The following is a 14,618-nucleotide window of genomic DNA, read 5'->3' as shown; positions in this document are numbered from 1 at the left end:
GCTGACAGATACTAATCGATCGAGGACTTAACCACATTTTGAATGATGTCACACCTGTTATCTAGTTTTGAGAGAACACTCTCAATTTGTTTGGTGGCGATAGCGAAGAGGTCACACCCGTTCCCATACCGAACACGGAAGTTAAGCTCTTCAGCGCCGATGGTAGTCGGGGGTTTCCCCCTGTGAGAGTAGGACGCCGCCAAGCAATTGAAAAAAGGGCAGCTCATATGAGCTGCCCTTTTTGTATTCTGGTTTAAAGGTAAAACCCAGCTCAATGAGCTGGGTTTTTTGTTTTATATCTGTATTGATTTGCTTTCTTCGGTATCCATTTTTTCGAGCTTCCTGCTTTTCAGGTTCTCTAATATTTTTAATACCAATACAATCCCCAGCATGATCAACATAAGAGTCGTAAATAACCAAAATGCAGTTTGTACGGGGAACTCATCTAGACTCCATCCGACTGCGATTGGCAGGATAGAACCGCCTAATCCATTGGCAGCGAGCAACATGCTTGTCGTTTGTTCTGTTTTTCCAGGATAGAATTGATTGGTGATAATTAACGCAATGGCGAACATGCCAGCCATAAATAATCCTAAGAAGAAACAAAGAACAAACCCTGCAAAAACTGTTTTACTGATTGCTAAAATACAAAGTGAGATGAGGCCGCCGATATTAATCAGCCTGAGATAACGATGATAGGTTAGTTTTTCGGAAACCGGCCCAGTCAGTAAACGCCCAATGATCATACCGATCCAATATATTGTTACCGTTATTGTTGCTAAGGAGTTAGAGATCTCCCACTTCTCCGCGAAGATGGAAGGGATAAAGTGAACAATTGATACTTCACTTCCTCCATAAAAAAAGAAGTAAGCAGCGGCTAAAGAAATAAACAGTAAGCCATGTTTTCGAAAGCTTATAGGTGCTTGTTGTTTTCCATTGCCCGAAGTGTTTGTTTGACGGATGAGCAAATCGTCTAAACTGCCAAAACTCAGTCGGCTCCAAACAAGCATCAAAAGAAATGAACTTAGTCCCAAAACAAGAAAGGCTAATGTCCATACATTATTGCTGATTAAAAAACCAGATAGCAATGGCATGAAAAGGGCTCCTAAACCGTATGCTACTTCCATCTTACTCATGGCGATTGCTTGTTTTTCTTTAATTGCTGTTAGGATAATTGTTCCTACACAAGATTCAACCAGTCCGGCTCCAAGTCCAGCCATACTGACAAGAAGAAAGAGCAACGGCCACGGAGGGAGGAAATAAATAAATAACTCGCAGCTGATCATGGCTAATCCTATAACAACTACTTTTCTTCGTCCCATTCTCTTCACAGCATAAGGCATCCCTAGTACACCGATTAAAAACCCCATAAATTGCGAAAATACTAATACTCCGCCGTTACTGTAGCTTTGGGCGTAATGGGAAAGCAATTCCGGGAGGACAGCTCCAAGTATAACGAGAGTAAAGGCGATCGATCCGTAAGATAAACATCCAATCCACAGTAAACGAGTTTTCATTCATTAATCTCCTTTGATAAAAATAGTACTCCTCTAGAATTTACATGATAGGACTGGTAGTAAAAATAAGCTATTTATGTTGTTTGTATTTAGTTTTTTTACATTAAATCCATTTATTTCTATGATAACATACGAAGTTTGAATAAAAACCCCTAATGCAAACGTTAACAAATAGTTAACAAATTTTACTATTTATCTAGTTGACATTAATTTCTAGAATTTATACGATGATTAACGAGTTTTACATATTTTATTGAATAGGGGTGTTGTTAGTGGGGACTAAAGAAATTACGAATCCAGACAGTTTGTATTACAAAGTAGATGACGTTGTCATGGAAAGAGGTGAAGGCATCTATTTGTACGATTCAGAGGGCAATGAGTATATTGATTGTGCCTCTGCTACTTTCAACTTGAATTTGGGTTATACCAATAAGGAAGTTATTGATACAGTCAAAGAACAGGCTGACCAGCTTATACATGTCACTTCTTCCTACCAAACCAATGCCGTTAATAAACTAGCTGAAAAACTTGTAGAAATCTCCCCCGACAATCTCACTAAAGTTCACCCTAAAGTCAGCAGCGGCTCTGCCGCAAATGAAGGAGCTATTAAAATGGCTCAGAATTATTCTGGAAAAACAGATGTCATTTCTTTATTCCGAAGCCACCTTGGCCAAACGTACATGATGTCTGCGTTATCCGGAAATTCATTTCGAAGAGAGCCCTTCCCCCCTCAGTTTTCTTTTGGCTTGCAGGTGCCTGACCCCTATTGCAACCGTTGTTTTTACAATCAGAAACCAGATTCATGCGGAATGCTTTGTGTAGAACGAATTAATGATTTTATCGAATATGCAAGTAACGGAAAAATTGCTGCGATGATTATTGAACCGATCTCCGGTAACGGAGGAAATATCGTTCCGCCTAAGGAGTACTTTAAGCAATTACGAAAGCTCTGTGATGAGCATGATATCGCACTTATTTTTGATGAAATTCAAACTGGATTCGGCAGGACAGGCAAGATGTTTGCCGCTGATTACTTTGATGTGAAACCGAATATGATGACTGTCGCGAAAGGGTTGGGCGGCACGGGATTCCAGGTTGCAGCCACCCTGACAGAGGAAAAATACACGGGATTAGCCGGCCACAATCACTCATTTACTTATGGCTCGAATGTGATGGCTTCTGCAGCTGCTTGTAAGACAATCGAAATTATGCAGAGGCCGGGCTTCTTAGAAAATGTAACAATTGTCGGGAAATACATTATGGATTCCTTAGAGCATATGAAGAAAGAATTTACATTTATTGCTGACGTCAGAGGCGTAGGTTTGATGATCGGTGTTGAAATTGTAAAAGAGAATAATGAGCCTGATGTAGAGCTGACCAATTATATTGCCAAGCGGGCTATGGATTATGGATTAATTTTACGGACTTCCCGTTACGGATTCGGAAATGTATTTAAAATCCGTCCGCCTCTCACGATTACGCTAAGTGAGGCTGAGGTGCTTTGTTTTAAACTTCGTAAGCTATTGGAGGATATCAAGTGAAAGAATATATTATAGAGCTCGGAAAATTTGTTTATGAAGAAGTGAAGGGACAGAAAGGAACACTGAAAAACCGGTTAGTTAATGGATATTCCCCCGGTGGTGATGCACAGTTTAACATTGATGCCGCCGCTGAGAACGCTGTACTGGAATATGTGAAAAGCAAAGAGGAGTCAGTCGCGTTTTATACTGAAGATGGCGGTCTGAAGATATTTGGAGACAACCCTCAATATATTTTGATCGTTGATCCGATTGATGGCACCCGTCCGGCAGCTGCGGGACTTGAAATGTCTTGTATTTCTATCGCATTAGCAGGATACAAGCCTGATGCAAAAATTAAGGATATTGAATTTGCTTTTCTGCTGGAGCTGAAAACAGGTGCCTATATGTACGCGGATGTTTATTCTGAGGGAATCTATTATGAAGGCTATCGCGGCACCCTGCCGAATCTAAGCAAAGTAAGAGACATTAAACATATGTTCTGGAGCCTTGAGTTTAATGGGCACCCCGCGCACCTGATGATTAATGCGTACGGTCATTTGATTGATCAGTCAGCCAATAATGGCGGCGTATTTGTTTTCAATAGCGCTTCTTATTCTATCTCCAGAATTATTACAGGGCAGATGGATGCCTATGTGGATATCGGTAATCGTTTATTAAAGGATGATCCTGCACTGCTGAAAGATTTTCAGGATGTGGGGAATGGACAGGTTCTGCATCTGTTTCCTTATGATATTGCCGCAAGTGTGTTTTTGGCGAAAAAAGCAGGAGTTGTCATTACTGATGCGTATGGAAAGTCCTTAGATGATACACTTCTGACGGATCTTAGCTACAATAACCAGCAGTCATGCATTGCTGCGTCAACGAAGGAGCTGCATCAAAAACTGCTGGATCAAATTCGCTGGGACAGAAAGGAAGAGACATATGAAAGCGTTGGTCTGGACTCCTAATGATCGGCTTGAATTGCAAGAAGTAGAAGAACCTCAAATCAAAAAAATGAACGATGTGAAAGTTAGAATATACGGGACAGGCATCTGCGGAACGGATTTAAATGTTCTAAAAGGAAAGATGCAAGCGACTCACAATATGATCCTGGGTCACGAATCTGTTGGAGTAGTGACAGAAACGGGGCCTGAGGTTAAAAACGTTAAGCCTGGTGATCGCGTGGTAATCGATCCGACTCAGTTTTGCGGGAAGTGTTATTATTGCCGGAAAGGTTTAACTTGTTATTGTGAGACGTTTGAAGACTGGCAGCTGGGATTAGGGGCGCATGGCACTTTTGCCGATTATTACGTAGGCGAGGACCGTTTTATGTATAAAATCCCGGAGGATATGGAATGGGAACGAGCCACTTTAATTGAGCCGCTTTCCTGTGTATTAAATGTGATAGAGCGGGCTGCAATAAAACCTGACGATTCTGTATTGGTGTTAGGGTCGGGGCCGATCGGGCTGCTTGTTCAAATGATGGTGAAAAAACTATCAAGGCTGACCGTTGCGACTGAGGTTGGTGATTACCGAACTGAAGCGGCAGGCCTGATATCCGATTATGTTTATCATCCGCAGGATTTAACGGTGTACGAGGTCAGACGCATTAATCAAGGGAGAAAATTTGATGTGGTTTTTGACGCGATCGGCAATCAGCTTGATTGGGCGTATCCATTAATAGACAAGGGCGGAAGGCTTGTGCCCATGGGATTTGATGATACGTATGAGATGAAAATCAGGCCTTTTCAGCTGCTTTCTAATGGCGTAACGATCGTTGGAACCGGAGAGGCTCGCCAGATTATGGAGGATGCGGTATCATGTGCCGCGGACATGCCTCAGCTTTCTGAACTGATTACAGTGAAAGCCCCGCTTGAGAACTATGAGGCTGCCATCCATGAATTGATGGGCATAGATCCGTTGTCAAATGAGAGAAAAGATATTACTGCAGTTAAAACGATTCTTGTTTCTCATCCGGATATGATATAATGCAGCGATGGCTCAAACTAAGTTTGAGCCATTATTTTCTTCAACATTCATCTTGCGTATTTGATCAAAATTTAATATGATACTCTTTGTATAATAACTCCTTGCCTCAATACAATATACTCAACGTTTCCCCTTTTTCTCCGATCGTTTTCCTTTTCATTTTCTCCCATAAAATAAAGATAGCTCCCAATACAACAGATACGGTGCGGATTTATTTTTTAAAAAGGAGTCGTTATATTTGAATAATAGTTTTACATTAAAGCAGCAATGGTTCGGGAATATCCGAAAAGACATTCTTGCTGGCATTTTAGTTGCGTTAGCATTAATACCTGAAGCAATTGGCTTTTCTATTATAGCCGGTGTTGATCCGATGGTCGGTCTTTATGCGTCATTTTGTATAGCCATTATTATTTCTATTTTTGGCGGCAGACCGGGCATGATTTCAGCTGCGACTGGCTCAATGGCGGTCGTTATGGTGTCGCTGGTTGCTGATCATGGGCTTCAGTATTTATTTGCGGCTACGATTTTGACAGGAATTATTCAGGTGATTTTAGGTATCAGTAAAATTGCGAGATTAATGAAATTCATCCCGCGTTCTGTGATGATCGGGTTTGTGAATGCGCTGGCGATCCTTATCTTCTCTGCGCAGCTTCCTCAGTTTGAAGGTGCTTCTTGGAGCATGTATGCGATGCTTGCCGGGTCGTTGGTTATTATTTATGTGCTGCCGAGGTTTACGACTGTGGTTCCGTCTCCGCTTGTCGCGATTATTGTGATGACGATTATTGCGGTCACTTTCCATGTGGATGTGCGGACGGTCGGGGATATGGGCAATATCTCTAGTTCATTGCCTCATTTCTTGATCCCTGATGTTCCGTTTACCTTTGAAACGCTGCAAATCATTTTTCCTTATTCGATTGCTTTAGCGTTTGTTGGATTGCTGGAATCTTTGCTGACAGCACAGATTATTGATGAAATGACGGATACAGACAGTGACAAAAATAAAGAGAGCCGCGGGCAGGGAATTGCGAATATCGTGACTGGGTTCTTTGGCGGTATGGCTGGCTGCGCTATGATTGGACAATCTGTCATTAATACAAAAGCGGGCGGACGCGGACGCTTGTCAGCATTTGTTGCCGGTGCTTTTCTGATGTTTTTAATTGCGGTGTTAAGTCATGTCGTAGTGAAGATTCCGATGGCTGCGTTAGTGGCTGTTATGGTTATGGTTTCTGTCGGCACATTTGATTGGACTTCTTTAAAAGGCCTCAAAAAAGCGCCGCTCACAGACTCGATTGTCATGGTTGTGACTGTGATGACGGTTGTTGTAACGGATGATTTATCTAAAGGCGTATTCGTCGGAGTTCTCTTAAGTGCCGTGTTCTTTGTGGCAAAAATCTCTAAGCTGAAAATTGTTTCTCATGCAGAGGATCAAAAGCTGAGAACGTATCAAGTGAAGGGACAAATCTTTTTTGCGTCAGTGACTGATCTTATGAATGCATTTATTTATCAAGAGGATATTGAGCGAGTCGTGATTGACTTAACTGAGGCCCACGTATGGGATGATTCAGGAGCGGCAGCGCTTGATAAGATTGTTGCGAAGTTTAAAGAACAGGGCATTGAAGCTGAATTAAAAGGTTTAAACAATGCGAGTAAATCTCTTATGAAACAGATGGCATAGTAGAGAAGCCCAGATTAACGTGATCTGGGCTTTTTTATATAACATACGGTTGAACAGCATTGATATAATAGAGAGAACAGAATTTTTAAATAGGGGACTTGCATATGATGCTTCAGAAGCTGAACCGTATATTGGGGAGGGTGATGCCGCTTTTAACGCCAACTAGTGTGGTGCTGGGTGTGCTGCTGTCTCAGTTTTTAAATGGATATGAAAGCGCTGTGCCTTGGATCTTTGCTTTTATTACGTTTGCAGGCAGTTTGAGCGCTAACTTTCAATCTTTGAGACATGCATTGTCTCATCCTCTCCCTATGATTCTTGCATTATTTGTTCTTCATATTTTTATGCCGCTTTTTGCTTGGGGCAGCGGCCACCTTATCTTTAAAGGCGATCCTTTGACTATCACTGGCCTAACATTGGCTGTTGTGATTCCTACTGGGATTACAAGCTTGATTTGGGCAGCGATGTACAAAGGGAATGTGGGTTTGACGCTTTCGATTATTTTAGTTGATACGGTGCTGTCGCCGTTGATCGTTCCGCTGAGCCTTTCATTGCTCGCCGGCGCTCAGGTTCATATGGATGTGTGGGGAATGATGAAGGGGCTGATTGTGATGGTTGTGATTCCTTCTTTCCTGGGTATGCTGTTTAACCAGATGTCATCTCCAGAAAGAACCGCATCTGTGAGTAGTGCGCTGTCTCCTTTTTCAAAGCTTTGCCTGATGGCAGTGATTGCAATTAACAGTTCTGCGATTGCCCCTTATTTCAAAGCCGTTGATTTGAGATTCGTAGGAATAGCGGCGACGGTTTTCTTTATCGCGTTAACAGGCTATGCCGCTGCTTGGCTCATCGGAAAAATGATGAAAAGGCGCCAGGAGGAAATTGTATCTCTTATTTTTACAGGAGGCATGAGAAATATCAGTGCCGGCGCAGTTCTTGCCGTTACGTTCTTTCCGTCTCAGGTTGCCGTTCCGGTAGTGATCGGCATGCTGTTTCAGCAGATACTGGCTGCTTTGTTTGGCTATATGCTGAATCGTTTTGAATTAAAACCTGTATTGCAGAAAGCATGAAAAAACCGCTCAATTCTATGAGCGGTTTTTTCCGTATAGCCATTCGAGCGCGATGATGAACTGTTGGCAGAAGTACTTGTGGTGGTGCACCGCCCCTTTTTCAATTGAAAGACATAGCTGATCTTCAGTGAAGCCTTTTTCTTTTAAGCTTTGATGCACTTGCTTTGTATTCTGCAGCATATGTCGCTGAATGGATTGTTTTTCACGGCCTTCTTCACTGCCGACAGACATAAAAACACATGCAGTACCGGGCTCTAAAGAAGATAAATGAATGGTTTCCAGTGCGTTCTCATACCAGTAGGAGCCTGAGATAGAGCCTATTTTTCCAAAAACAGATGGATACTTTAATAAGGAAAACAATGAAATGAGGCCGCCTAATGAGGCACCTATCATTCCTCTTAATTGCGGTTCCCTGGTGACGTTCCAATTTTCTTCGATAAACGGAATGAACCGGTTTGTTATGTCAGACAGATAGTCATATCCTATGCCTCCGAAGTCCGGGAACCGATCACTGAGTGATGCAGCCGGCCAAGGGGTGTATTCATCCAGCCGGTTTTCGGATTCTATACCAATCAGTACGAGCTCAGGGAGCCTTCGCTGTTGGAATGTGCTTTCTAATAATTCGATTTGGCCGTGAAACAAAGAACTGCCATCTTGCACGTAAACAGCAGGAAATCTCCTGCTGTCTGGGCTGTAGGAAGGAGGGAGGTACAGCGTGAACTTCCTTTTGCCGGCTTTATGCTCTGAAAGAGATCCGTTCAAGCATTCTCCCCCTTTTTTTGCTTGAAAAGCAGATATAAGAAATAAGGAACACCGAGGATCGCTAATATGATGCCTGCGGGCACTTCCGCGGGCTGGAAAAACAGTTTTCCGGCAAAGTCTGCGCTTATCACAAGCAGCATGCCGATTAAACCGCTCAGTGGCAGGATGTCACGGTGTTCGACACCAGCCAGTCTCCGTGAAATATGGGGAGCGATTAAGCCGACAAACGCCATGCTGCCTGCTACGGAGACACATGCGCTGATGATTGCTACGCAAGCGACGAGCAGGATGGTTTTTTCTTTATTTGATGAAATACCCAGGCTTCTGACTGTATCTTCATCAAAACGAATGGTGTCGAGCAAGCGGGATTTTGCGATAAGAATGGGTATAAACAGCAGCATCCATGGGAGAACGGCTGTGATATACGTCCAGTTGGCAGACCAGATGCTTCCGTTTTTCCACACCATGGCCATTTGATAGTCTTGCGGGTCCATTTTTAATGATAAAAACAAAGACAGGGCGCTGAATCCTGAATTGATTGCGATTCCTACCAGAATAATTCTTCCTGAATCTAAATTGCCTCTGTGCCATGCAAATATGTATATCAGGATCGCCGCAATCAGTCCGCCTATCAATCCGAAGATCGGCATTCCCATCGCCGCAGCTATGGATGTTACTTCTTTCTGGCCTTGGAACAATAGCATAAACGCGACAATCCCGGCACCCGCTCCTGCGTTAATTCCGAGAATTCCCGGGTCTGCAAGTCCGTTACGTGTGATGGCTTGGATGACGGCGCCTGCAATGCCAAGACCGAGTCCGATAATAGCCGCCATGACAACCCGCGGCAGTCTTAAATCGAACAGCAAAATTTCATACTGCGGATTCGGATCAATCTGAAAAAGAGTGGAGAGCAGCTCAGCCGGACGAACAGAAAATGATCCGCTCGTTAAGCTGAAATAGCTGACAACGAGAATCAAAGCGATGAACACGGCATATTTTTTAGCCATTTTGCTCCCCTCCTTTTCGTTTGATCAAATAAAGGAAGAAAGGCACGCCGATAATGGATGTCACGACTTCAATCGGTGTTTCAAACGGGTAATTGATAAATCTGCTTGCCAGATCACATAGGGTTAAAAAGACTCCGCCCAAGATGCAGGAACACGGAATCAGCCTGCTGTAATCAGAGCCGACGAGAAATCGCGTGATATGCGGAACAACCAATCCGACAAACGCAATTTTTCCGGCCAGCGCTACTGCACTGCCGGTTAAAATGATGACTGAAAACATCGCCATGATTTTAATGGTCTTTTTCTTTTGCCCCAGACTTTTAGAAATGTCGTCGCCTAATGATACAGCGGTCACCTTTTTGCTGAGAGAAATGGCCATTACAATGCCAATTAGGAAAAACGGAGCGGCTAGCTTCAGGAAATCCGGACTCATTTGGTGAAGTCTGGCGCTGTACCAGAAACTGAGATCCTGTGAAATTTGAAAATATATCGACATGGCCGCTGATAAACTGCTGAGCAGCATGCTTGTGACTGTGCCGATGATGGCAAGCTGTACGGGGGAAAACCCGTTAGGCATCATGGCGGCAAGGCTGAATACTAACACAGCTCCTAATGCTGAGCCGATAAAAGAGTAAATGATCATTTCAAACGAAGACGATTGCGGAAGCAGAACCATACAAAGCGTGATGATAAACGCGGAACCATCCGAAACGCCCATAATGGAGGGCGAAGCTAAATAATTGCGCGTAATGCCTTGCATAAGCGCTCCAGAAACAGCAAGGGCTGCCCCTATGAGCAGAGCGCCGGCAGCCCTTGGAATCCGGGAATGCCATATAATTTGATGGTCTGTGTTTCCCGGATCAAAATGAATAAGAGATGTAAAAACAATATCTGTGCTTAGATGCTTTGCGCCATATAGGATCGAAAGCAGCAGCGACAGTGCAATAGCAAATGGAGAAGTAATCAATATGATACGTGTCCACTGTTTTGAATACATACAAAAACCTACTCTGAATTAGTTTTGTGTCAATTTTTCAGCAGCCGCTTTCAGGAAGCGGACTTTGCTCCAAGCTGTGCCGCCTTGTGCGAGAGGATCCACTGAGTTGACGTACACATGATCTTCCTTGACTGCTTTAAGGCTTTTCCAGATTGGATTTTTCTCTAAATCTTTTAAGGCATCAGGTTTGTCTGCATTTTCATCATCAGAAAATTGGACGAAGATATGGTCCGGATTCATTTCACTCAATTTTTCTAATGAAATCAGCTCTTGAGCTTTTGCAGCTTTTACTTCGTCCGGCGCTTTAAGGCCTAAATCACCATATAGTGTGGAGTTGAAGTACACCTGTTCAGGGTAAATGTAAATGTTGCCTTGTCTGATTCTGATGACAAGCGCTTTTGAATCTTTTGCTTTTTCGTTGATTTTTGTTTTTGTTTCTTTTAGATCCTGTTCATAGTCTGCAATGATTTTTTTCGCCTTTTTCTCTTTTCCAGTCAGCTGGGCAAGCAGCATCATGTTTTCCTTCCAGTATGAAGAGATATGAGAAACTGGGATTGTCGTGCCGGCTGTGCTGATTTTTTGCAGCGTTTTTTCCGGAAACTTTGTTGAAGCAAGGATTACATCTGGCTTCATTTCAAGAATCTTTTCAATGTTTGGCTCCATTTTTTCTCCGGTTGCTTCGGCTTTATCAGTGATGTCTTTGAACATATCAGGGAATTTGCCGGAGAATGAAATCGCGCCTTGCGGATGAACGTCAAGCAGTTTCGCGTCTTCCATTGATTCTACGCTTCCCGTAATGGCAATTTTGTCTGTCGGTACAGTTACTTCATATGTTTTATCCAGGTATTCAATTTTCTTCTTCTCAGACGCTGTGCCGCTTGCTTTACTGGCAGTCGATTCATTTTTGCTGCCGCAAGCTGCCGCCGTCAGCGCGAGAAGCAAGATTAATAAGGTAAGAGATATCTTTTTCATCTATAAAGCCTCCTGTTCAATTGATAACTATTATCAATTGGAATTATAGAGAATGAACAGATATAACACCATGGACAAATTCCAAATTTATCATGGACAATCACCGGATAGTAAAGAAATGGTTTGCTGAACGATCCGTTCGTGCCCGCAAGCTGAGTATTCATTCCAAGGGTCAAAGGATAGAAGATAAACACGGTTATTCCGTACCGCGCTTAGGTTTTGCCACGCCTCTGTCTGTAGCAATTGCTGGTAATAAGCAATGGTTTCAGGCTCTTTAAATAGAAAAAGCATTATGCAGTCAGCTTGGTAATTTGCGATATTATCTAACGAAATGGCTTGATCTGAAGACGTGTCTTCCATTTTTGCCGAACAAAATCCTAAATCTCCGAAGAAGACTTCACGGACGCTTCGAGTATGTGCCAGATAGAAGTTTTGCTTATGCAGCCTCAGAAAGAGAAAACGCAGCTCTTGGGTGTGCTGAAGTGTTTTTTTGGCGGCCGCCGCCTGCTGGTCATAAGCTGTGAGCCACTTTTCTGCTTCAGACTCTTCCTTTAAGAATGAGGCAGTTTGCAGAAAGTGAGTTCTCCAGCTTTCTTCTGAAGGAAGGTAAATGACTTCTGCGATGCGATTCAGGCAATTTTGTTCTTCTGGTGAAATAGAATCCATGCTGAAAATCACATCTGGTTCAGTCTGAGATAACGTGTTCAGGTTTTCTTCCCACTTTTCATTAAACCGGTATGCGCTGAGCTGGACGGGTATATCTGTCGAATAATGCTGATAGTAGTAGGACGTCCATTTTGGATGCAGCGCGGCCGCAAACGGTATGTGATTCAGAGGGATGAGATGGCCCATTGTGCCCCTTCCGTATGCAGCAATTTTTTTTCGGCGTTTTTTCATATAGCTTGTAGGTGAACAGCCTGTATGCTTTTTAAAGATTCTGCTGAAATAAAATTCATCTTGATAGCCTGTTTGGTGGGCAATTTCCTTCAATTTGCAGTTTGATCTTGCCATGAGCCGTTTTGCTCGGGTGATTCGCGTTTTTGTGATGAACTCTGTTACGCTCTGACCTGTCCATTTTTTAAAACTTTCGCTGTAGTGTTTAGCGCTGATTCCTGCCATTTGCGACAGCTGAGCAAGTGTAATTTTTGTATCGGCATGGGTTTCGATGTATTGTTTTGTTTTTTCGATTGCTGAATGTGTATCCGTCTGTTCAGATAAACTGGCAGTAAAGAGGTCATAAATCAGGCTTTGTACTTCAATCACACATTTTAGCTGAGAAAGCTGAGACGATTCATTCCATAGCACTGCAAGCTCTTGAAGCCGGACTGCAAGGTTTTCTATATGTGAAATATTCACAAGCTTCAGTTTGGCTAATTCCGTTTCTGTACAAGGTGTTAAGATATCTTGCCCGGTTTCCTTGACATAGCTTTGAAGCCTGATCAGACAGGCATCTATATGACCTTCGGCTGCAGGCGTAAAGCCAAAGGTCTCGTTAGGCGGACAAACATAAAGCGTCTTTTTTTGCAGAGGGCTGATGTTTGTTCCGATTGAAATATGGCCGTTTCCTTTTAAATGAAAGATCAGCACGAATGAATCGGCTAATTGCTGCTCTGAGAAGAGATCACTTGATTTTTTTAGATATTCAATTTGTATGGGATGATAAATCACTGTATGTTGCAAGAGTAGACCACCTTTTCAGAAACATTCAATTGATAATCATTTTCAATAAAATTGTACCAAATAAATGAAAGTTTTCCTATATAAAGCGGGTGGGTTTTTGTCATGAAAAAAACCCTTACTCAGATAGAAAAGTAAGGGTCTTTTGTTCGGTAAGAAAATGTTACACGTGTAACATACGATGCTTACGTCTTAATAGATAAGATATTTCTTTCTTGTTTTGCTGAATTGTTGGAGTGGTTTTTCATAGCTATCTATGATGTCTTCAATAGATGCACCGTTTTCTATTTTTGTCCTGATCCAGCCGTTGCCTGCCAGTTTATCAAATGAACCTGTTGATAGGAACTCAAAATGTTCAGGATAGAGGTCGTGTATTGTTTTAATGAGTGACAGTCCTGTTTTAACCGCTTCAAACTTTTCTCTGTCTGTCACATAGAGCTGCACACCGTGGCAAAGCGTTCCTTGATGTTTAGAAAATGTCGGCGTAAAGGAAGCTGCCCTGAATGTCACGCCCGGCAGATTGAGGCTGTTTAATGTTTCTTCAAGCTCTGTACTTTTGATAAAGGGAGCCCCAATCAATTCGAATGGCTTTGTTGTACCTCGCCCTTCGGATAGATTTGTTCCTTCAATCAGCCCGGTTGCAGGATAAACAAATGTGCTCTCCACCGTCGGCATGTTAGGTGAAGGGAGGACGAAAGGCAGTCGGGTATCGTTAAAATCCATTTTTCGTTTCCAGTGTTTCATTTTCACCACTTTCAGATCGGCATCGATGTCAAATTCCTTGTTGAACAGTAAAGCCAATTCGCCTATGGTCATTCCATGCTTTAACGGAATGGGATACAGTCCGACAAATGAGGCGTATTCAGGTTCTAAGACTGGTCCTTCAATATGACTCCCGCCTTGAGGATTCGGGCGGTCCAGCACCATAAAAGGAATGCCGTTTTCTTTAGCGGCTTCCATTGCGTATGCCATTGTATAAATGTACGTGTAGTAACGGGTCCCGACATCCTGAATGTCAAACATAAGAACATCGACATTTTTCAGCATCTCTGGAGTCGGTTTCTTCGTTTTTCCGTAAAGGCTATATACGGGAATCCCGGTTTTTTCATCAATGTAAGAGCCGACTTCGTCTCCCGCCTGAGCGTCGCCGCGGACGCCGTGTTCAGGACCGAATAAAGCTGTTAGTTTGATATCAGGGTTCTCGTAAAGAATATCGACACTGCTTTTCAGAGATGCGTTTACGCCGGTTGGATTGGTGATCAATCCGATTCGTTTTCCCTTGAGCTGTTTTTTATAATCCGGGAAAAGCGTGTCTATGCCGGTCTGGACTTTAGGTTTTTTAGCCGTTTGATTTTTAGAATCGGGTGATGCTGAGGCAGCTGTTATCGTTCCAATCATCATGAGCCCTGTGAGAAAAGCGAATATTGTTTTTCTCATG

Annotated in this window: 12 protein-coding genes and 1 rRNA gene; 6 read left to right on the top strand and 7 right to left on the bottom strand. The window is 42.9% G+C overall.

Translation table 11 applies throughout. The annotated features are described in order from the left end of the window. The first annotated feature begins 89 nt into the window (after nucleotides 1-89). A 5S ribosomal RNA gene (gene rrf, locus AC0DBE_RS20005) occupies nucleotides 90-205 on the top strand. Between the two features lie 88 nt (nucleotides 206-293). Here rrf and AC0DBE_RS20000 read toward each other — a convergent pair. After that, entirely contained in the window at nucleotides 294-1,517 is a 1,224-nt protein-coding gene (locus AC0DBE_RS20000) for an MFS transporter (RefSeq protein WP_014112428.1), read from the bottom strand. Between the two features lie 272 nt (nucleotides 1,518-1,789). Between AC0DBE_RS20000 and AC0DBE_RS19995 the strand changes: the two genes are divergently transcribed. The 5 genes from AC0DBE_RS19995 (at nucleotide 1,790) to AC0DBE_RS19975 (ending at nucleotide 7,765) form a co-directional block, all read left to right on the top strand. After that, nucleotides 1,790-3,058 (top strand): aspartate aminotransferase family protein, encoded by a 1,269-nt coding sequence (locus tag AC0DBE_RS19995; protein WP_014112429.1) that lies wholly within the window; start codon nucleotides 1,790-1,792, stop codon nucleotides 3,056-3,058. Then, a complete protein-coding gene (locus AC0DBE_RS19990) occupies nucleotides 3,055-4,005 on the top strand; it encodes an inositol monophosphatase family protein (RefSeq protein ID WP_014112430.1) in 951 nt (316 codons plus the stop codon). Before AC0DBE_RS19995 ends, AC0DBE_RS19990 begins: the two co-directional genes overlap by 4 nt. After that, nucleotides 3,980-5,026 carry a zinc-dependent alcohol dehydrogenase gene (locus tag AC0DBE_RS19985; RefSeq protein ID WP_014112431.1) on the top strand — a complete coding sequence of 349 codons (1,047 nt, stop codon included), beginning with the start codon at nucleotides 3,980-3,982 and terminating at the stop codon, nucleotides 5,024-5,026. The genes AC0DBE_RS19990 and AC0DBE_RS19985 overlap by 26 nt, the downstream gene beginning before the upstream one ends. 238 nt (nucleotides 5,027-5,264) lie before the next feature. After that, nucleotides 5,265-6,701, top strand: a complete 1,437-nt coding sequence (locus AC0DBE_RS19980) for a SulP family inorganic anion transporter (protein WP_014112432.1) — start codon at nucleotides 5,265-5,267, stop codon at nucleotides 6,699-6,701. A 143-nt stretch (nucleotides 6,702-6,844) separates the two neighbouring features. Further along, nucleotides 6,845-7,765, top strand: coding sequence for a bile acid:sodium symporter family protein (locus AC0DBE_RS19975; protein WP_072181801.1), 921 nt, complete (start codon nucleotides 6,845-6,847; stop codon nucleotides 7,763-7,765). 15 nt (nucleotides 7,766-7,780) lie between these two features. Here the strand turns inward: AC0DBE_RS19975 and AC0DBE_RS19970 are convergent, their stop codons facing one another. The 6 genes from AC0DBE_RS19970 to AC0DBE_RS19945 form a co-directional block, all read right to left on the bottom strand. Next, the gene (locus tag AC0DBE_RS19970; RefSeq protein ID WP_014112434.1) at nucleotides 7,781-8,527 is read right to left on the bottom strand and encodes an alpha/beta hydrolase; all 747 of its coding nucleotides are present in this window, start codon (nucleotides 8,525-8,527) and stop codon (nucleotides 7,781-7,783) included. Then, nucleotides 8,524-9,534 (bottom strand): iron ABC transporter permease FeuC, encoded by a 1,011-nt coding sequence (gene feuC / locus AC0DBE_RS19965; RefSeq protein ID WP_061186944.1) that lies wholly within the window; start codon nucleotides 9,532-9,534, stop codon nucleotides 8,524-8,526. The genes AC0DBE_RS19970 and feuC overlap by 4 nt, the downstream gene beginning before the upstream one ends. After that, a complete protein-coding gene (locus tag AC0DBE_RS19960; protein ID WP_072565644.1) occupies nucleotides 9,527-10,531 on the bottom strand; it encodes a FecCD family ABC transporter permease in 1,005 nt (334 codons plus the stop codon). Before AC0DBE_RS19960 ends, feuC begins: the two co-directional genes overlap by 8 nt. 18 nt (nucleotides 10,532-10,549) lie before the next feature. Next, complete coding sequence (gene feuA / locus AC0DBE_RS19955) at nucleotides 10,550-11,503, bottom strand: iron ABC transporter substrate-binding protein FeuA (protein WP_242735078.1); 954 nt, start codon at nucleotides 11,501-11,503, stop codon at nucleotides 10,550-10,552. Nucleotides 11,504-11,593: 90 nt separating this feature from the next. Then, nucleotides 11,594-13,183, bottom strand: coding sequence for a bacillibactin transport transcriptional regulator Btr (gene btr / locus AC0DBE_RS19950; RefSeq protein ID WP_472963501.1), 1,590 nt, complete (start codon nucleotides 13,181-13,183; stop codon nucleotides 11,594-11,596). Between the two features lie 189 nt (nucleotides 13,184-13,372). Further along, a complete protein-coding gene (locus AC0DBE_RS19945; protein ID WP_079288269.1) occupies nucleotides 13,373-14,617 on the bottom strand; it encodes an exo-beta-N-acetylmuramidase NamZ family protein in 1,245 nt (414 codons plus the stop codon). Nucleotide 14,618 lies beyond the last annotated feature (1 nt).

The sequence above is a fragment of the Bacillus sp. VA15 genome, from assembly GCF_055721145.1.
The sequence above is the reverse complement of the archived record's forward strand: the minus strand, read 5'-3'. Positions and strand labels throughout refer to the sequence as shown.